This window comes from Mesorhizobium sp. 2RAF45, assembly GCF_052115225.1.
Lineage (GTDB): Bacteria > Pseudomonadota > Alphaproteobacteria > Rhizobiales > Rhizobiaceae > Mesorhizobium > Mesorhizobium jarvisii.
In genome coordinates this window covers 680,036-697,122 of the sequence record NZ_JBFRGG010000001.1, presented here as the reverse complement: position 1 = coordinate 697,122, position 17,087 = coordinate 680,036, and the positions used below count along the sequence as shown (strand labels likewise).

At 64.0% G+C, this 17,087-nt stretch carries 17 protein-coding genes; 7 read left to right on the top strand and 10 right to left on the bottom strand.

Features of this window, described 5'->3' with window-relative positions:
- Positions 1–8 precede the first annotated feature (8 nt).
- Together AB4Z43_RS03450 and AB4Z43_RS03445 are read left to right on the top strand one after the other, a co-directional pair.
- Positions 9–806: an ATP-binding cassette domain-containing protein gene (locus AB4Z43_RS03450; protein WP_027047015.1), complete on the top strand. Its 798-nt coding sequence runs from the start codon at positions 9–11 to the stop codon at positions 804–806.
- Positions 803–1,849: an ABC transporter permease gene (locus AB4Z43_RS03445; RefSeq protein WP_019859054.1), complete on the top strand. Its 1,047-nt coding sequence runs from the start codon at positions 803–805 to the stop codon at positions 1,847–1,849. Before AB4Z43_RS03450 ends, AB4Z43_RS03445 begins: the two co-directional genes overlap by 4 nt.
- Before the next feature lie 52 nt (positions 1,850–1,901).
- On the opposite strand, the gene AB4Z43_RS03440 is transcribed toward AB4Z43_RS03445, so the two are convergent.
- Together AB4Z43_RS03440 and AB4Z43_RS03435 are read right to left on the bottom strand one after the other, a co-directional pair.
- Complete coding sequence (locus AB4Z43_RS03440) at positions 1,902–4,559, bottom strand: ATP-dependent helicase (protein ID WP_441935918.1); 2,658 nt, start codon at positions 4,557–4,559, stop codon at positions 1,902–1,904.
- 82 nt (positions 4,560–4,641) lie between these two features.
- Positions 4,642–5,685 carry a DUF2059 domain-containing protein gene (locus AB4Z43_RS03435; protein WP_441935916.1) on the bottom strand — a complete coding sequence of 348 codons (1,044 nt, stop codon included), beginning with the start codon at positions 5,683–5,685 and terminating at the stop codon, positions 4,642–4,644.
- Between AB4Z43_RS03435 and AB4Z43_RS03430 the strand changes: the two genes are divergently transcribed.
- On the top strand, positions 5,672–7,990 hold the full coding sequence (locus AB4Z43_RS03430) for a glucose/quinate/shikimate family membrane-bound PQQ-dependent dehydrogenase (RefSeq protein WP_441935914.1): 2,319 nt from the start codon (positions 5,672–5,674) through the stop codon (positions 7,988–7,990). The two genes, AB4Z43_RS03435 and AB4Z43_RS03430, sit on opposite strands and share 14 nt — an antisense overlap.
- Positions 7,991–8,022: 32 nt before the next feature.
- Here AB4Z43_RS03430 and AB4Z43_RS03425 read toward each other — a convergent pair whose 3' ends face one another.
- Both AB4Z43_RS03425 and AB4Z43_RS03420 read right to left on the bottom strand, forming a co-directional pair.
- Positions 8,023–8,460 (bottom strand): hypothetical protein, encoded by a 438-nt coding sequence (locus AB4Z43_RS03425; protein WP_038647688.1) that lies wholly within the window; start codon positions 8,458–8,460, stop codon positions 8,023–8,025.
- A 9-nt stretch (positions 8,461–8,469) separates the two neighbouring features.
- Complete coding sequence (locus AB4Z43_RS03420) at positions 8,470–8,625, bottom strand: hypothetical protein (RefSeq protein WP_019859049.1); 156 nt, start codon at positions 8,623–8,625, stop codon at positions 8,470–8,472.
- A 282-nt stretch (positions 8,626–8,907) separates the two neighbouring features.
- On the opposite strand from AB4Z43_RS03420, the gene AB4Z43_RS03415 reads away from it, so the two are divergent.
- Positions 8,908–9,756: a dienelactone hydrolase family protein gene (locus AB4Z43_RS03415; RefSeq protein ID WP_441936157.1), complete on the top strand. Its 849-nt coding sequence runs from the start codon at positions 8,908–8,910 to the stop codon at positions 9,754–9,756.
- On the opposite strand, the gene AB4Z43_RS03410 is transcribed toward AB4Z43_RS03415, so the two are convergent.
- The 3 genes from AB4Z43_RS03410 to AB4Z43_RS03400 all read right to left on the bottom strand — a co-directional run bounded on the left by AB4Z43_RS03410 (position 9,753) and on the right by AB4Z43_RS03400 (position 12,388).
- On the bottom strand, positions 9,753–10,199 hold the full coding sequence (locus AB4Z43_RS03410) for a response regulator (protein WP_019859047.1): 447 nt from the start codon (positions 10,197–10,199) through the stop codon (positions 9,753–9,755). The genes AB4Z43_RS03415 and AB4Z43_RS03410 overlap by 4 nt on opposite strands.
- Positions 10,192–11,343 (bottom strand): histidine kinase dimerization/phosphoacceptor domain -containing protein, encoded by a 1,152-nt coding sequence (locus AB4Z43_RS03405; RefSeq protein ID WP_441935911.1) that lies wholly within the window; start codon positions 11,341–11,343, stop codon positions 10,192–10,194. Before AB4Z43_RS03405 ends, AB4Z43_RS03410 begins: the two co-directional genes overlap by 8 nt.
- A gap of 145 nt (positions 11,344–11,488) precedes the next feature.
- The gene (locus tag AB4Z43_RS03400; protein ID WP_441935909.1) at positions 11,489–12,388 is read right to left on the bottom strand and encodes an EamA family transporter; all 900 of its coding nucleotides are present in this window, start codon (positions 12,386–12,388) and stop codon (positions 11,489–11,491) included.
- A 90-nt stretch (positions 12,389–12,478) separates the two neighbouring features.
- Between AB4Z43_RS03400 and AB4Z43_RS03395 the strand changes: the two genes are divergently transcribed.
- Positions 12,479–12,958, top strand: a complete 480-nt coding sequence (locus tag AB4Z43_RS03395) for an Lrp/AsnC family transcriptional regulator (protein WP_069092469.1) — start codon at positions 12,479–12,481, stop codon at positions 12,956–12,958.
- A 39-nt stretch (positions 12,959–12,997) separates the two neighbouring features.
- Here the strand turns inward: AB4Z43_RS03395 and AB4Z43_RS03390 are convergent, their stop codons facing one another.
- Both AB4Z43_RS03390 and AB4Z43_RS03385 read right to left on the bottom strand, forming a co-directional pair.
- Entirely contained in the window at positions 12,998–13,195 is a 198-nt protein-coding gene (locus AB4Z43_RS03390) for a hypothetical protein (RefSeq protein WP_013894716.1), read from the bottom strand.
- A gap of 246 nt (positions 13,196–13,441) precedes the next feature.
- Positions 13,442–13,921, bottom strand: coding sequence for a thioesterase family protein (locus tag AB4Z43_RS03385; RefSeq protein WP_069092468.1), 480 nt, complete (start codon positions 13,919–13,921; stop codon positions 13,442–13,444).
- Between the two features lie 102 nt (positions 13,922–14,023).
- Here AB4Z43_RS03385 and AB4Z43_RS03380 point away from each other — a divergent pair, with 102 nt between their 5' ends.
- The gene (locus AB4Z43_RS03380; protein WP_441935907.1) at positions 14,024–15,439 is read left to right on the top strand and encodes an FAD-binding oxidoreductase; all 1,416 of its coding nucleotides are present in this window, start codon (positions 14,024–14,026) and stop codon (positions 15,437–15,439) included.
- A 103-nt stretch (positions 15,440–15,542) separates the two neighbouring features.
- The gene (locus tag AB4Z43_RS03375; protein WP_441935906.1) at positions 15,543–16,064 is read left to right on the top strand and encodes a hypothetical protein; all 522 of its coding nucleotides are present in this window, start codon (positions 15,543–15,545) and stop codon (positions 16,062–16,064) included.
- Positions 16,065–16,112: 48 nt separating this feature from the next.
- Here AB4Z43_RS03375 and AB4Z43_RS03370 read toward each other — a convergent pair whose 3' ends face one another.
- The gene (locus AB4Z43_RS03370; RefSeq protein WP_441935904.1) at positions 16,113–17,081 is read right to left on the bottom strand and encodes a Dyp-type peroxidase; all 969 of its coding nucleotides are present in this window, start codon (positions 17,079–17,081) and stop codon (positions 16,113–16,115) included.
- Between the last annotated feature and the right edge of the window lie 6 nt (positions 17,082–17,087).

The following is a 17,087-nucleotide window of genomic DNA, read 5'->3' as shown; positions in this document are numbered from 1 at the left end:
AGGATCCGATGGCCGAACGCATCATCGAACTGCGCGATATCACGAAATCCTACGGTCAGGTCTATGCGCTGGGCGGCGTCAATCTCAGCGTTGACCGTGGCGAGGTGGTCGGCCTCATCGGCGACAATGGCGCCGGCAAGTCGACGCTGATCAAGATCCTGTCCGGCGTGGTCAGGCCGACCAGCGGCGACATCCTCGTGCGCGACAAGCCGGTGAACGGCTGGAGCGCGGCACGCTCGCGCGACGCCGGCATCGAGACGGTATTCCAGGACCGGGCGCTGGCCGTGCAGCAGACCATCGTGCGCAACATCTTCATGGGCCGCGAACTGACCGGCTTCATGGGCTGGCTGAAAGTCAACAAGGAGATCGAGGAGGCGAGCCGGCTGATGCGCGAGATCGGCTTCACCTCGAAAGTGTTCACGCCGCACTCGATCGTCGGCCAGCTGTCGGGCGGCGAACGCCAGGGCGTGGCGATCGCGCGAGCCATCTACAAGCAGGCCGAGCTGATCATCCTCGACGAGCCAACGACGGCGCTGTCGCTGACCGAGACCGCCAAGGTGTTCCACTTCGTGCGCCAGGTGCGGGCGAGCGGACGCTCGATCCTGTTCATCGGCCACAACATCCACCATGTCTTCGACATCGCCGACCGCTTCGTGGTGCTCGATCGCGGCAAGGTGGCGCTGACCGCCGACCGCAGCGCGGTCAAATCGGCGGAAGAGTTGATCAATTTCATGGAGGACGTCGCACATCCCGGCGGATTGCCCGGATTGCGCGAGGCCGGCGAAGCGGAGCAGCAAGCGCGATGAGCAAGACCATGGAACCCGATCTCGAAAGCCCTCTGCGCGCTCATGCCGGGTCCGCCCGCCAAGAGTGGAAACATCCGTCCGATCACTGGCTGCGCGGCTTCGTCCTCGACAACCGCGCCTCGCTCGGCACGCTCGCCGTGTTCATCGTCATGATGGCGGTGTTCATGGTCGCCAACCCGACCGTGTTCACCACCTGGTATCTCTACAGCTCGGTGCTGACGACGCTGCCCGTGGCGCTGTTCGTGGTGGTGCCGCTGGTTTTCGTCGTCACCTGCGGCGAGATCGACCTGTCGTTTCCGGCGACGATGGGCTTTGCCTCCTGGGTCTTCGCCCTGGTGGTGCAGGCCGGCTACGATCCGTTCCTCGGCATTGCGGCGGCACTCGTCACCGGCATGCTGCTCGGCTTCCTCGTCGGCTCGCTGGTCGTCTATGGCGGGCTGTCGTCGCTAATCGCCACGCTCGGCATGAATTTCCTGCTGCGCGGCCTGATCCAGATCATCAACGAGGGCAAATCGATGTCGCTGACCAGCCTCAGCGGCAGCTGGGCCTACAGGATCTTCTCCAGCCAGATCCTGGGCGTTCCGGTGCAGATCTTCTGGGCGATCGCCTTCGTCGTGCTGTCGGCGATGCTCTACAACAGGCATCGCTTCGGCGCACAGGTGAGGGTGGTCGGCGACAATCCCGACAGCGCCCAGCAGATGGGCATCGACGTCAAGCGCGTGCGGGTGAAAGTGTTCGTCTTCGTCGGCATCGGCGCCGCGATCGCCGGCACGTTCTCGGTGATGATCAACTTCACCTGGTGGCCGACCGCCGGCGACGGCTATCTCCTGCCGGTACTGGCCTCGGTGTTCGTCGGCGGCACCCCGACCTGGGGCGGCATTGGCACGGTCGTCGGCGGCGCCATCGGCGCGGTCACCGTGTCGTTCATCCAGACCGGCGTCGTGGCGGCGGGATTGAGCGGCTTCTACGTGCAGTTCTTCAACGGGCTGATCATCATCCTGTCGCTGCTCGGGCACAAGTGGAACCAGGCACGGTATCGGTGAGGAAGGCACTGCCGTTTTTGGAACGGCGCCGAGAGCTGCTCGGGAGCGCAGCTCACACCGCCGCGACGAACCCGTCCAGCACGCGTTTCTGGCCGGCCTTGTCGAAGTCGATGGTCAGCTTGTTGCCCTCGATGGCCGAGATGTTGCCGTTGCCGAATTTCTGGTGGAAGACGCGGTCGCCGACGCTGAAAGGCGACGGCTTGTCGGCGACGGATTTGGCGACCAGCTCGCCGTCGATGGTGCGGCCCTTTACGCTGGTGCGGCCGGCGCCGTAGCCCGAGTCGGTCTCGCCATAGCCGATGCGCTCAACCTGGTGGCCGGAGCGCGTGCCCCAGTTGCGGTCGGTCGCTTCGGTGCGGTTGGCCTGCGCGCGCTGCCAGCCAGGCGTCGAATAGGTGTTGGAGAAGGCGCCGGATTTTTCGGTGTTGGCGCCGACACTGTCGAAGCGCGAGGCGCCATACGGGTTCTGGCGGCCGCCACGGCCGGAGGCGAAGGAGCCGCCGCCATAGGGGTTGCCGTAGCCGCCATAGGAATTGCCGCTTTCGGCGATCTCGACATGGGATTCCGGCAGTTCCTCGAGGAAGCGCGACGGGATGGTCGATTGCCAGAGCCCATGGATCAGGCGGTTGGAGACGAACCAGATATGCAGGTTCTTCTTGGCCCGGGTGAGACCGACATAGGCCAGCCGGCGCTCTTCCTCCAGCCCGGAGCGGCCGCCCTCATCGAGCGCGCGCTGGTGCGGGAACAGGCCTTCCTCCCAGCCGGGTAGGAAGACCGTCTCGAATTCGAGGCCTTTGGCAGAATGCAGCGTCATGATGGAGACGGCGTCCTGCCCGGCATTCTGCTCGGCATCCATGACCAGCGCGACATGCTCGAGGAAGGAGCGCAGCGACTCGTACTCCTCCATCGAGCGGATCAGTTCCTTGAGGTTCTCCAGCCGGCCCGGCGCTTCGGCCGAGCGGTCGTTCTTCCACATGTCGGTGTAGCCGCTCTCCTCGAGAATGGTCTCGGCGAGCTCGGTGTGCGGCTTGGTTTCCAGCGCCTTCTGCCAGCGCTCGAAATTGGCGGCCACTTCACGCAACGCGGCGCGTGGTTTCGGCTTCAGCTCGTCGCTCTCGGCGAGATTGCCGGCGGCCTCCAGCATCGGGATGCGCAGGGCGCGCGCCGTGTCGTGGATCTGACGGATGGTGGCTTCGCCCAGGCCGCGCTTCGGCACGTTGACGATGCGCTCGAAGGCGAGGTCGTCGCCGCTGTTGGCAACGACGCGGAAGAAGGCCAGCGCGTCGCGAATTTCCATGCGCTCATAGAAGCGCGGACCGCCGATGACGCGGTAGTTGAGCCCGAGCGTGATGAAGCGGTCCTCGAAGGCGCGCATCTGGAAGGACGCGCGCACCAGGATAGCCATGTCGTTGAGATTGTGCTTCTGGCGCTGATAGGCCTCGATGGTCTCGCCGATGGCGCGGGCTTCTTCCTCGGAATCCCAGGCGGCGTGGACATTGACCTTGCCGTCCTCGGGGTCGTTGCGGTCGGTGAACAGCGTCTTGCCGAAACGGCCCTCATTGTGGGCGATGAGGTGGGAGGCCGCGCCAAGGATGTGCGCGGTCGAGCGGTAGTTGCGCTCCAGCCTGATGATGGTGGCGCCCGGGAAATCCTTGTCGAAGCGCAGGATGTTGTCGACCTCGGCGCCGCGCCAGCCATAGATGGACTGGTCGTCGTCGCCGACGCAGCAAATATTGACTTTGTTTTCGCTCACGGCCGCATGCGAGCTTCGCTCGCTGGCCTCCGCGGGGGCGGCCTGGCCGGCCGACGCCAGGTCGGGCTTGCGGCCTTCGGCCGATCGCAAATCCGTCGACGTTGCCGCACGCCCGGCGTCCGGCCGCTGCGCCAGCAGGCGCAGCCACATGTACTGGGCGGTGTTGGTGTCCTGGTACTCGTCGACGAGGATGTATTTGAAGCGCCGGTGATAGTCCTTCAGCACGTCCGGATTGGCGCGGAAGATGCGGATGGGGTGGCAGAGCAGGTCGCCGAAGTCGCAGGCGTTCAGCGTCTGCAACCGCTCCTGATAGGCCTTGTAGAGTTCGCGGCCCTTGCCGTTGGCGAAGCTGCGCGCGTCGCCCTCTGCGATATCGGCCGGACCTTGCCCCTTGTTCTTCCAGCCATCGATCATCTGGGCGAACTGCTTGGCCGGCCAGCGCTTGTCGTCGAGGCCCTCGGCCTGGATCAGCTGCTTGATCAGCCGCACGACGTCGTCGGTGTCGAGGATGGTGAAGTCGGAACGCAAGCCTGCAAGCTCGGCATGACGGCGCAACAGCTTCACGCCGATCGAGTGGAAGGTGCCGAGCCAGGGCATGCCCTCGACATTGCCTTCACCGATCAGGATGCCGATGCGCTGCTTCATCTCGCGCGCGGCCTTGTTGGTGAAGGTCACGGCCAGGATCTGCGACGGGAAGGCCTTGCCGGTGGCAAGGATGTGGGCGATGCGGGTGGTGAGCACACGCGTCTTGCCGGTGCCGGCGCCGGCCAGCACCAGAACCGGGCCTTCGGTGGTCTCCACCGCCAGCCGCTGTTCGGGATTGAGGCCCTTCAGATAGTCAGGTGCACTGTTCTGGCCGCTGCGGGCAGCCATGGCGCGCGCGGCAATGCCCGACGGGGCCGTCGGCCGCGCATTGGGTTCGTCGAAAAAGGGCATGTCTTCGGAAAAGCCGGACATCTTCCCCCGAATGTAGTGATTCGGCAGGGAAAGACCAGAACTGTCTACGTTTTGTTCCGGGTAAAATGCCGGATATCGCGGTTCACGCCTTGCGGTAACCGAGGGCGACGAAAAATCGATGGCCGAAGGAGCGTGCCTCGTCCGTCATCACCGCGCCCAGCGCGACCTGCATCTGGTCGTAGTAGCGGCTGCCGGCGGGTGAGGCCAGGAAGGCATCATAGAGCTTCAGGTCGGCCATGGACATATCCCGGTAGATATAGGCTGCAGATTCCATGGCATCGTTGTCGATGTCACGGCGAAGCCCTTCGGTTTGCTTGCGCAGCAGGGCCATGACCTGGTCGTCGGGCAGGGGCTTTCCGGCCGCGCCCAGCATTTCGGAAAGCATGGCGTAGCCCATGTTCAAGGCGACGGCTTCGCCGGTGTCGACGGCGCTGATATCGTCCATCATCTTCCTGTACAGAGCGAGCCTGGCCGGATCCCTGGATGGAAGCTCGCCGAGGATTTTGGCGCCCTCGATCTTCTTGGCCTCCCTTGCTTGCGGCGACGAAGCCTGGATCTCGAGCGCGGTGACCTGTTTGCCCAGGGGTGACGCATAAAACGAGGCCAGTTCGGACAAGCCCCTGGCGCTGAGCTTGTCCGCCATCCGGGCTTCGATGGCCGCTTCCATCTTCTCGGGGTCAAAGGCACCTTCCATGGCGGCGGCAAGGGCGTCCTGGACCTTTTGCGGCGGCGTTCCCGGCGCCGATTTCACGGCCGCGGTGAAACCCGGGCCAATGCCCATCAGTATCTCATGAAAGCCGTTCGCCTTGTTGATCTCGCTGATTGTCTGCGCCTGCGCGGCCACAGTGCCAGCAAAGACCGGGACGAGGCAGTAGAGCACAAGCGCCATGCGCGTCAGTGGCGAAACGAGTGACGGCATGTTGCTTGCTCCACGGGAAAGATGATCCATGGAGACTGCGGGAAAACCCTGACGTAGGCAAGATGGATTGCCACCTTGGCGTGTGGGCAGCTTGACAGGCGGGGCAGGCGGGAGAAAGCTGTGCGCAGGGCAGGAGCGGTGCACCGGGTTGCCCGTGGCCGCGCGAGCGCGCAACAGTCGAAGGAGTATCATCTTGGCTGTCACCATCACCTCTCTCGTTCTCTTTCTCCTCGGTCTGGCGCTTGGTGGCGGTGGCATCCGGCTGGCTTCGCTGGGGGGCAGTTGGTACTACATCGTCGTCGGTCTCGCCTTCCTGATTGCCGCCTGGCTGCTCTACCGGCGCCGGTCCACGGCACTGTGGCTCTATGCGGCGATCGTGATCGGCACGCTGGCCTGGGCGGTCTGGGAAATCGGCTTCGACTGGTGGGAACTCGGCCCGCGCGGCGGCATCATCGTGCTGGTGGCGCTGTGGCTGCTGACGCCTTGGGCAAGGCGAGGCCTTGCCGGGCCTGACGGGCGCGCGCCGCTGATCCTGGCCGTGCTGGCATCGCTGGCTGTGGCCGGCTATTCGATGACGACGGACCCCAAAGATATTGCCGGTGCGCTCGATACCGACAAGGTGATTCCCAATGCCAATCTTGGCAATGAAGTGCCCGCGGGCGAATGGCACTTCTATGGGCGCACGCAGTTCGGCCAGCGCTATTCGCCGCTTGACCAGATCACGCCGGACAATGTCGCCAATCTGCAGCCGGCCTGGACCTACCGCACCGGCGACGTGAAGGGGCCTGACGACATCGGCGAGACCACCTATCAGGTGACGCCACTCAAGATCGGCGACACGCTCTACATCTGCACGCCGCACAATTTCGCCATCGCGGTGGATGCCGCGACCGGCAAGGAAAAATGGCGCTACGATCCCAAGATCAAGCTCGATAAGGACCGCCAGCACCAGACCTGCCGCGGCGTGTCCTACTATGCCGATGCCACCGGCGCCGCCGGCCAGCCTTGTGCTGCCCGCGTCTACCTGCCGACCTCGGATGCGCGGCTGATCGCGCTCGATGCCGCCAGCGGGCAGGTCTGTCCTGCCTTCGCCGAGGGCGGCACGCTCAACCTGCTGACCGGCATGCCATACCCGAAGTCGGGCTATTACTACTCGACCTCGGCGCCGCTGATATCAGACGGCAAGATCATCGTCGGCGGCGCGGTCAACGACAATTATTCGACGCAGGAGCCGTCCGGCGTCATCCGCGCCTATGATGCGGGCACCGGCAAACTGATCTGGAACTGGGATTCCGGCAATCCGGACCAGACGACGCCGCTGCCGGCCGGCCAGACCTACACCGCCAACTCGCCCAACATGTGGTCGACGCCGAGCGCCGACGAAAAGCTCGGCCTGCTCTACGTGCCGCTCGGCAACCAGACGCCGGACCAGCTTGGCGCCGGACGCAGCGCCAATGTCGAGAAATTCTCCTCCTCGATCACCGCGCTCGACCTCAACACCGGGCAGTTGAAATGGGTGCGGCAGACTGTGCACCACGATCTCTGGGACATGGACGTTCCGGCGCAGCCGAGCCTGATCGACATCACCAAGGCCGACGGTTCCGTCGTGCCGGCGCTGGTCGGGCCGACCAAGCAGGGCGACCTCTATGTGCTCGACCGGCGCACCGGCGAACCGGTGATCGCGGTCAAGGAAGTGCCGGCGCCCGGCGGCGCCATCGAGGGGGACCACACGTCGCCGACGCAGCCTTCCTCCGATCTCTCCTTCAACCCGAAGCCGCTGACCGATGCCGATATGTGGGGCATCACCATGTTCGACCAGCTGGCCTGCCGCATCGCCTTCCACAAATTGCGCTATGAAGGCCGCTACACGCCGCCCTCGCTGCAGGGATCGCTGGTCTATCCCGGCAATTTCGGCGTCTTCAACTGGGGCGGGGTGGCGGTCGATCCGGTGCGGCAGGTGATGTTCGGCATGCCGACCTACCTGGCGTTTACGTCGAGACTCATTCCCCGCGCCGACGTGCCGCCGCCGGGTGACAGCACCAAGGGCAGCGAACAGGGGCTGAACCGCAATGAGGGCGCGCCCTATGCGGTGGTGATGGGGCCGTTCCTGTCGCCGCTGGGCATCCCTTGCCAGGCGCCGCCGTGGGGCTATGTCGCAGGCGTCGACCTCAGGACGGGCACGATCAACTACAAGCACCGCAACGGCACCGTCTACGACATGACGCCGCTGCCGTTGCCGCTGAAGGTCGGCGTGCCCGGCATTGGCGGGCCGATGATCACCGCCGGCGGCGTCGCCTTCCTGGGCGCGGCGGTCGACGACTATCTGCGCGCCTATGACCTGACGTCAGGCAAGCAGCTCTGGCGGGCCCGATTGCCGGCAGGCGGGCAATCGACGCCAATGACCTACACGGTCGCCGACGGGCGCCAGTTCGTGGTCATCGTTGCCGGCGGCCACGGCTCGGTCGGCACCAAGCCGGGGGATTATGTGATGGCGTACGCGCTGCCGAAATAGCTGTGTCGCGCTAACCAAAAGCGGTCTTGGCGCTAGCCGAGCCCGAGATGGCTCTTGAGGCCAGGCACCGAGCCGAGCACCTGGTTGGTCAGATCGGGGCCGGCCGCGGCTTCGGCCTGCTGGACCAGCGTGGCGCCGGCCTTCTGGATCTGCGCTATGTCGAGCCCGGATGCCTTCAGCGCGGCGAGGCCGTTGACCAGCGCGCCTGCCTTTTCGCCGAGAACGCCGCCAAGCGCGCCTTGCAGCGAGGACAGGAAGCCGCCACCGCCGCCGGCCGGAGCGGCGGCCATGACGTCATATTTCTGCGCCAATGCATCGGCGCCTGGAATCTTGGCGAAGAAGGATGAGGCGCTGGTGCCTTCGGCCTCGTGCTCGAGCACCGAGAAAATGGTGCCGACGACTTTTTCGGTCGTTGCCTGGTCAAGGCCGGCCTTCTGCGAGACGGTGTTCACGATATCCTGTACGTCCATGACTTCACCTCAACCCTGGGTTTTCGTGTTTGCCGGATGGCGCTGGCGGCTGCGGACCTTGACCATGGACTTGCGGTTCGCCGCCACAATGGTTGCGCGCATCGCCAGAATGGCGGCTGTGGCAAGCATGAAGGCGGTTGCCAGGATCGGCGAAGGCACGGTCATCGGCATTTCCTTTCAGATCGGACCCTTCGGGGCCGTGACCGCGCCATGGGGCGGCCGGATAGTCAGTTTCCCCCACCATTGTGGCAGTGCCATCAAGATTCGTCGCCGATGACAAAATTGTGATGATGGTTGCCGCAGCTTGCCAGGGAACGGAAGCGTCACCGAGCCGTGACTGGACGATGTGAGGCTCGCCCCTATCTTGCGAACGCAAGGACATCAAAGTCGAGGAGCGCCCCCGTGACCAGATCCACCATCGCTGACAAACCTGACATCACCCAGGCGATGATCGATGCCTATGACGAATACACGCATCTGACGCTCGATCGCCGCCGCTTCATGGAACAGCTGACCAGGCTTGCCGGATCGGGTGCCGCGGCGGCGGCGATCGCGCCGATGCTGGCGGCGAATTCCGCCCAGGCGGCGATCGTCGCCGAAAACGATGCCCGCGTGAAAGGCGAGGACATCACCTATCCCGGCAGCGGCGGCGAGATGAAGGGCTATCTGGTCAAGCCGGCGAACCAGACGGGTAAGCTCGGCACCGTCATCGTCATCCACGAAAACCGGGGGCTCAACCCGCATATACGCGACGTCGCCCGGCGCGTGGCGCTGGAGGGGTTCGTGGCGCTGGCGCCGGATTTCCTGTCGCCGCTTGGCGGCACGCCTGATGACGAGGACAAGGCGCGCGACATGTTCACCAAACTCGATCCGGCGCAGACTGTCGCCAACGCCGTGGCGACAGTCGCCTTCCTCAAGGCCGACAAGGATGGCAACGGCAAGGTCGGCGCCATCGGCTTCTGCTGGGGCGGCGGCACGGCCAACATGCTGGCCGTCAACGCGCCCGACCTCGCCGCCAGCGTCGCCTATTACGGCATGCAGCCGAATGCCGCCGACGCGTCGAAGATCAAGGCCGCGTTGCTGCTGCACTATGCCGGCCTGGACGATCGCACCAATGCCGGCATCGATGCCTTCAAGAAGGCGCTCGATGCCGCGCATGTCGAATACACGGTCTATGTCTATGAAGGCGCCAACCATGCCTTCAACAATGATACGTCGGCGGCGCGCTACGACAAGAAGGCGGCCGAACTTGCCTGGGGTAGGACGATCGCCTTCCTGAAGGAGAAACTGGCTTAGGCGGCGGGCGCCCAGACCGCTTCGAAGGCCGGCGACAGGGTGAAGCCGGCCGGCCGCGTGGAGACCGGCGGCGGGCGGCGCACGCCTTCCTGCAAGTACCGCAATGCCGACGTCAGACCGTTCATCGTATAGGGCTTGGCGATGACGCCGATCGCACCGGCGAAATGATCGGGGATGCGTTTCGGATTGGCGGTCATGAACACCACCATCGAACGTTTCTTCTCGCCGATATAGTGGGCCACGTCGACGCCGGTCGGGCCGTCGGTAAGGTGAATGTCGACAAAGGCGATGTCGGCATCCGTGGACTCGACCATGCTTCTTGCTTCCGCCGAAGACGTCGCCCAGCCGACGACGCTATGGCCAGCCTCCTCGACGAGGCTTTCCAGTTCCATCGCCAACAGCGCTTCATCCTCGACGATCAGGACCTTGAGCGGTTCAGTCATGAGAGAGTCCTTCTTGCTGCGGTTCGTTTGGCATCGAAATCACGACCTTGGTGCCGGGCCTGGCGTCACGCCATTCGATGTCGGCGTGCAATTGGCGGGCGAGCGATTTGATCAGGCGCATGCCGAACGAGGCGTCGCCATTGGCCTCGGCCATGCCGACGCCATCGTCGGACACCTCGATGTTGAAGTGGCCGTCGGGCTGGCTCATCTTGATGCCGATGCGCCCCGCCGTGGTCCCGTCCGGTCCCTCCTTGAAAGCGTGCTTCAAGGCATTGGTGACGAGTTCATTGACCATCAAGGCGACAGGCGTCGCCTTCTCGGCTGAAATCACGATTGGGTCGAGCTCGAGTTTCGGCTTGATCCCTGAGCGCCCCGAGGCCGTTAGCAGATCCGTCACCAGGTCCTTGGCGAAATCCGAGACGTCGAACCGGCTGACATCCTTCGACTGGTAGAGCCGGCGATGCACGGTGCTGAGTGCTTCGATGCGCTCCAGCATGGTGGTCAGCGAATGCCTGGTCGCCTCATCCTTTATGGTGCGGCGCTGCATGATAATCAGGGAAGAGATCATCTGCAGATTGTTTTTCACCCGATGATCGACCTCGTGCAGCAAGGTGGTCTGCGCCTCCAGTGCTGCTTCCAGTTCCGCGGTGCGTTCCTTCACCGCTTTCTCGAAGCGGTCCTTGTCGGCGGTGATGCGATGCTCCGAGCGCTTGCGGTCCGAGACATCGAGTTGCGAGGCGAAAAAGAACTGCACCTCGCCTTTGTCGTTAGAGACAGGGCTGATGTAGAGCGCGTTCCAAAAGGTTGAACCGTCCTTGCGATAGTTCAGTATGTCGACGCTGACATCGGCTTTGTCCTCGATTGCGGTGCGGATCTGTCCGACAGCTTCCTTGTCGGTCTTCGGCCCCTGCAGGAAGCGGCAGTTCTTGCCCAGCACCTCGTGGCGTTCATAGCCGGTCAGCCGCAAGAACGCGTCATTGGCAAAGACGATCGGGTTGTCGGGCCGCCGGGGATCGGTGATGATCATCGACATGCGGGTGGCGCGGATGGCCGCCGCGAACGGGTCGCCCTTGCCATGCTCGACATGAAGGTCGTCCGTCATGTGCCAAGCGTCGGCAGGCTCCCTGGTCCGTTTCCAGTCCATTGTGTCACTCCAAGCCGTTTTCGTGGGGGTCAACGGCTCGAAGGCGGATTTGGTTCAATTCCAGACGTCTTGTCGCAGTCAGATGAGATCTGGAACCGACTCGGCACTTGTGCAAGCAATTGAAGATAAACGGTTTTCCCGGCGTCTAGTCGCTGGATGGAGGCTTGTGGAAGGCAACGCCGGCGACGACTAGTGCGATCCCCAGGTAATCGCCGAGGCTTGGAATCTGGCGCAGCACGATGACGCCGATCAGCGTCGCGGTGACCGGCAGCAGCGACAGCATCAGCGCGAAACTCGAGCGCGGCAATCGCGACATGGCAAGCTGGTCACAGATATAAGGAATGACCGAGGAGCAGATGCCGACGCCGATTGCAGCAATGAGCAGTGGCGGCGAGAAGAAAGCCGGCAGCGCGTCGCTGAAGCCGATCGGCAGCACGACGATGAAGGCCACCGCCATGGCGGCACCGAGGCCCGCAATGCCGTCGACGGCGCCGGAACGGGCGACACGGTGGCCGAGCACGATGTAGCCAACGAAGAGCGCGCCGTTGAGGAAAGCCCAGAACAGGCCGACGGGATCGCTGGACCATTTGACGTCGATCAACAGCAAGGTGCCGGTGACGGCCACCGCAAGGGCAACCAGGTTGCGGGCGCTCCTGAGGCCGATCAGCGCGACGCCGATGGTGCCGACGAATTCGATTGCCGCAACCAGCGAGATCGGCAAGCGGTCGAGGGCCAGGTAGAACGAGCAGTTCATCACCGCCAGGCAAGCGCCGAAGGCCAGCAACAGCAGGCGTGTCGGCGGGTCGGCGCGGGCGAAGCTTCGCCAGGGGCGCGTCAGCGGCGCGAAGATCAGCGCCGCGGTGGCGATGCGCAGCCAAGCCATGCCGAGCACGCCGACATGCGAGAAAAGCAGCACGGCGAAGGCCGGGCCGAGATAGTGGAAGACGGCGCTGACGCCGAACCAGACATGCGGCGGCAGCCTTGTCGCCAGGCCGTCGAAGGCGGGAGCAGGGCGGGAAACGGGGGCTTGCGTCTGATCGTCCATCGGATCAGTATCGCAGGCAGTTTTTCCACTTTATATGGCGGACGGGCCGACCACTCTCGCAATACTATTTCCAAAGGCAAGGACTTATCCGTGAAACGCCTTCGAACTGAAAATATCGATCTCGACGCGGCCGACATGAAGATCCTGCGCCTGCTGGAAAAGGATGCGCGCGCCAGTACGGCGGAGTTGGCGCGTTCGGTCGGCCTGTCGGCGCCGAGTGTCGCCGAGCGCATCAAGCGGCTGCAGGAAAACGGCGTGATCGAGGCCTATTGCGTCAAGATCAACCCCGCCGCGCTGGGCCTGAAGCTGTCGGCATGGCTGCGTATCCGGCCGGTGCCGGGGCAATTGTCCGTGGTGGCCGAGATCATCCGCGAAACGCCGGAGATCGCGCAATGCGACCGCGTGACCGGCGAGGATTGCTTCATCGCGCTCGCGCATGTCGGCTCGGTGGCCGAACTCGAACGGGTGATCGACCGGATCATTCCCTATGCGATGACGAACACGGCCATCATCCAGTCGTCACCGGTGGTGGCGCGCTCGCCGCTGGCGGCGGTGAAGCGGTCGCCGTGAACTGCGTGATTTGATGTTTTCGCGAGCCGTTTCGCCAGGCTATGCGTGGCCGCGCTTCAGGCGGGCGCGCTTCAAAATGCTGCGCCAGCGGATCATGTCGAACGGGATCGGCTCGTTGTTGTTGGCGATGTGGAATATCTCGTTGTCGACGTTCTTGAGCGAACGCCAGAAATCATAGTCGGTGATGCGCGGATCAGCGGCCAGCCTGTCCACCTCGACCTTGATGTCGGTTTTCATGCACGTACCTCGAACCGGCTTCGCCCCGCCGTCCGTAAAACAACCCAGTGCGGACGTTTTCGACCGCTCTGCTGAGTCGTTCAACGGCTCAATTGGCTTGTTCCCGTTAAAACCTCGGTAAGGTTAATGCGGGTGCCGGGCGGCTTCAAGCACGGGGTGCCAGCCGATTTGAGGGTTCGGTGATTTTGGCTCGCCGGTGTGGCTTTGAGGTCCCGTCACTCTGTTCGGAGCGGTGTCGGTCTCGCCCTATTTGCGTTTGATGCCGATCGAGCGCCCTGCACGCTCCGGCATCGGCAGCACCGAATGGGCGGCGCGCATGGCTTCGACCTTGGCCATCACATCGGCGGGGAAGGGCGCGACCTTCGGCCCCGACATGTCGACATGCAGCGACAGCGTCTCGGAGGTGGCGGCGAGCCAGCCGTCGACATGGCGGATTTCCTGGTAGGCCCGCAGCCGCTTCTCGTCATGGTCGATGAGCTGGAAGGACACCTGGACCTTGTGGTCCAGATGCAGTTCCTGGACGTAGCAGACATGGACCTCGGCGGTGTAGATGGTGAGGCGGCGCTGTTTCACATAGTCCAGCCCCATGCCCATCGCCTCGAAGGCTTCGTCCGAGCAGCGGTCGAACAGCACGTTGTAATAGGCCATGTTGAGATGGCCATTGTAATCGATCCAGTCCTTCTCGATGTCCATGGGCTTGGAGACGAACGGGGCGGGGATGGACATCGAGACTTCCTTGTTCTGGCGCTGGACAAATTGTGGCTACGGAGACTACGCATCCATAGCTGCATAACAAGCGTGGACGCTGGTCCATTCGCGGAGGAATTCATGGCTCTGAGCGACCTCAATCCGGTCGAACGCAACGAGGAAGGCATCGCCGCGGTGCTTGGCATCCTCAAGCAACAGCTGGGCGAGCGCTTTCAGACCGGCCAGGCTATCCGCTCCCAGCATGCGCATACCACCACCTATATCCCGACACAGGCGCCCGATGGCGTGGCTTTCCCGGAGACGACGGCAGAAGTGCAGGAGATCGTCCGCGCCTGCGCCGCGCACCGCGTGCCGGTAATCGCCTTTGGCGTCGGCTCTTCTTTGGAAGGCCACACCAATGCGCCCGGCGGTGGCATCTCAGTCGACACCTCGCGCATGAACCGCATTCTTTCCGTCAATCCGCAGGATCTCGATTGCACGGTCGAGCCCGGCGTGACGCGCGAGGATCTGAACCGGCATCTGCGCGACACCGGCCTGTTCTTTCCGATCGATCCCGGCGCCAATGCTTCGCTCGGCGGCATGGCGGCGACGCGGGCGTCCGGCACCAACGCGGTGCGCTACGGCACGATGCGCGAGAACGTGCTGTCGCTGACGGCCGTCATGGCCGATGGCGAGACGGTGACGACCGGCAAGCGGGCGAGAAAGAGCTCGGCCGGCTACGATCTGACGCGGCTGCTGGTCGGCTCGGAAGGTACGCTCGGCATCATCACCTCGCTGACATTGAAGCTGCAAGGCATTCCGCAGGCGATCTCCGGCGGCGTCTGTCCGTTTCCGAGTGTCGAGGCGGCCTGCAACGCCGTCATCGCCACGATCCAGATGGGCATCCCGGTGGCGCGCATCGAGCTGGTCAACGCGCTGCAGATGCGGGCGATGAAGAATTATTCCAAGCTCGATTATCCCGAGAGCCCGTGCCTGTTCGTCGAGTTCCACGGCAGCGATGCCGGCGTGGCCGAACAGGCCGAAACCTTCGGCATGATCGCCGAGGAAAATGGCGGCGGGCCGTTCCTGTGGACCAGCGTCGCCGAGGAACGCACCAAACTGTGGAAGGCCCGGCATGACGCCTACTGGGCCTCGCTGACACTGCGGCCTGGCGCCAAGGGCCTGTCGACCGATGTCTGCGTGCCGATCTCGCGCTTTGCCGAATGCGTCACCGAGACCGAGGCCGACATCGCCGAAATGGACTTGATCGCGCCGATCGTCGGCCATGCCGGCGACGGCAATTTCCACGTGCTGGTGCTGATGGATGTGAACGACCCCAATGAAATCGCGCTGTCGGAGAAATTCGTCGCGCGGCTCAACCTGCGGGCGATCGCCATGGACGGCACCTGCACCGGCGAGCACGGCATCGGCCAGGGCAAGATCGGCTTCATGCGCAGCGAACTCGGTCACGGCGTCGACATCATGCGCACCATCAAGCAGGCGCTGGATCCGCTAAACATCATGAATCCGGGCAAGATATTGCCGGCTGTGGGGTAAGGCTTCCCGAAAACGCTCGTCTTGACCGCGCCACCATTCGGGTCGAGGCTCCCCCCGAAGGCAGGTCTGATAAGTCAGGCGTTGCCAGTGGAGGAAAACTGTCATGGCCATTTCACGCAAGGAAGAAGCGCGCGCGCTGAGTGCCGATGAAAAGGAACTGGTGGAGAAGTCGCACCATCCGGTGGTGCAGGAGCTTTCCGACGCCGACCTCTCCGACCTGGTCAAGCTGCTGCGCGAGCGGCGCGACACGGCGCAGACCGAAGCACATCGCCGCCGCCGTGAAATACGCGGCAAGGGGGCGCCCAAGGGCGCGGCGCCGTCAAAGGCCGATAGCGGTTCGCAGGTCAAGCTGGCGGTGCTGGCGATGGCGATGCGGCGGCTGAATGGCGAGGCCGAAAGGCGGCGCCAACTGGCGGCTCGCGTTTCACTGGTCGGGAATGCGCGCAAGGCACTCGCCATGAAGCAAAATGCGCCGGCGGACGGTCCCGCGCACAATTCGCGGACAACTCACAAGGGCATGCGGGCCGTCACCAACGAGCGGGCGCCGAAGCTGGTCCGGCCGGCGGAACTCGGCCGGCAGCGCAAGGCGGGCAAGGTGGCGCAGGCCAAGCGTGACGCACGCTGATCCAAGCGACAAGGGCTGTCGGCAGCCGCTTTACCGTGCTGCGCGAAGCTATTGCTGCACACCCTCGACAAGGGCTTGCAGCATCGGGCGGGTCGGCGCGAAGAACGTCGTGCCGGTCTGCGGTGTCGAGACATCGAGCAGCCGGTCGTAGGCGCCCGGCGGGTCGCCGACATACATGCGCTGCAGCATCTTTTCGGTGACCCACAGATACCTGGAATAGCCGATGAAATAGGTGCCGAACTCATTCAGCCCGGGCCGGCCAAACGGCATGTTGTCGCGCAATATGTCGTATTCGTTGCCGTCGGCATCCTCGATGGTGGCCAGCGATTTGTGCGATTTGCGCGGCGCGTCGTCATCGTCGATCTCGATGTTGTCGATCTTGGTGCGGCCGATGATCGCCTCCTGCTCGGGCGTCGGAATGCGCGCCCAGGCCTGCATGTCGTGGAGGTATTTCTGGACAACGACATAGGAGCCGCCGGCAAAGTCGCCATCCTCTTCGCCGACCAGCGCCGAGGCCGGCAGGTCGAGGCCGGTCGGATTGGCGGTGCCGTCGATGAAGCCGAGCAGGTCGCGGGCGTCGAAATAACGAAAGCCCGTCACTTCGTCGACGACGGTCACATCGGGACCAAGGCGGTCGAGCAGGATACGCTCGAACTCGAAGCACATGTCCGATCGTTCGGCCCGGATGTGGAAGAGAAGGTCGCCCGGTGTCGATGGCGCCGAATGGACCGCGCCCTTGATCGGCGCGAACGGTTTCAGTTCCTGCGGCCGCCGGTTTGGGCTGAGGCGGTCCCAGAGATCGCGGCCGATGCCGGCAATGCACGACAGGCGGCCGCCGAGACCGCGAAAGCCGACAGTCTTGACCAGATCGTCAAGCTCGCCGAGCACGGAACAAACCTTGGCAAGGGCCAGCTGTTCGCCGGCGACGGTGACGACAAGAAAAATCGCCGATTGCGAAAGCGGGGCATCGACGCTCTGCGCGTCGATCGGCACGCGGTCCCAGTTCTTGCCTGACATCTGAAA